Raw genomic sequence first — 1,307 nt, 5'->3', positions numbered from 1 at the left:
TTGAACCGCACCGGGAATCCTGGAGACTACACTCTTTGAGAGAGGTAACCAGGATGACAAAACATAACCGATTTCCCCCTGAAGTTCGTCAACGCGCTATTCGTATGGTTCTGGAAAACCAGAATACCTACAACTCACAATGGGCCGCTATCTGCTCCATTGCCCCTAAAATCGGCTGCACTCCCGAGACATTGCGTATCTGGATCCGTCAGCAGGAGCCCGTTGATGATGAGCAGAATGCGCTGACTGCCAGCGAACTCCAGCGTCTGAAAGAACTGGAGCGGGAAGTCCGGGAGCTGCGCCGCAGCAATGATATTCTGCGTCAGGCTTCAGCTTATTTTGCCCAGGCGGAGCTCGACCGCCACTGGAAAAAATAATGCCGCTTCTGGAAAATCTGAGCGGTGAATACGGGGTCGGGCCAGTCTGTCATGAGCTGGATATTGCTCCGTCAACGTACTACTGGCATCAGCAACGCCGGAAGTATCCTGAACGACGCAGCAGTCGGGATAAACGCGATGCCGTGCTGATACCTGAGATACAGCGCGTATACGAAGAAAACTATAGCGTTTACGGTGTGCGTAAGGTCTGGCGACAGCTAAAACGTGAAGGCGTCGGTGTTGCCCGTTGCACCATTGAGCGCCTGATGAAAACCCTGCAGCTACGTGGGGTGAGACGCGGCAAAAGTGTCAGAACCACCCGCAGCAGCAAAGCCGAAACACCGCAGGATCGAGTGAACCGTCAGTTCGTGGCTGAACGACCCGATAGTCTTTGGGTGGCCGATTTTACCTACGTCAGCACCTGGCAGGGGTTCGCATATGTGGCCTTCATCATTGATGTGTTCGCCGGTGTTATCGTGGGCTGGCGGGTCTCATCCACGATGGAAACGTCGTTCGTGCTGGATGCACTGGAGCAGGCGCTGTGGGCCAGACGCCCGAGCGGCACCATCCATCACAGCGACAAAGGTTCGCAATATGTGTCACTGGCGTACACGCAACGGCTGCAGGATGCTGAGCTGCTGGCTTCAACAGGCAGCACGGGCGACTCATATGACAATGCGATGGCAGAAAGTATCAACGGGTTGTACAAAGCGGAGGTGATCCACAGGCAAAGCTGGAAAACCCGACAGGATGTTGAGCTGGCCACGCTGAAATGGGTAGACTGGTACAACCATCACCGTTTAATGGAACGCACCGGATATATCCCGCCAGTGGAGGCAGAAAAGGTGTATTACGCTTCACTGAACAACCGGGAAGTGGCAGCCTGATCACTCAGGCAAAATACTCTCCAGGAAAACCGGAGCGGTTCAG

General features: G+C 54.6%; 1 protein-coding gene and 1 other annotated feature. The gene reads left to right on the top strand.

Annotated features, from left to right (window positions below; translation table 11 throughout):
• The first annotated feature begins 53 nt into the window (after nucleotides 1–53).
• Nucleotides 54–1,264, top strand: a protein-coding gene (locus D6C13_RS25285) for an IS3 family transposase (protein ID WP_425272758.1) whose coding sequence is annotated in 2 segments (ribosomal slippage) — nucleotides 54–339 and nucleotides 339–1,264 — 1,212 coding nt in all. Because the reading frame shifts where the segments join, the coding sequence is not laid out codon by codon here.
• Nucleotides 332–448: a sequence feature (AL1L pseudoknot), on the top strand. (Overlaps the previous gene by 117 nt.)
• Nucleotides 1,265–1,307: the final 43 nt, after the last annotated feature.

The organism is Rahnella woolbedingensis, from assembly GCF_003602095.1.
Taxonomy (GTDB): Bacteria; Pseudomonadota; Gammaproteobacteria; order Enterobacterales; family Enterobacteriaceae; genus Rahnella; species Rahnella woolbedingensis.
Note: the sequence above shows the minus strand (reverse complement) of the source record. Positions and strands in the feature narration are given on the sequence as shown.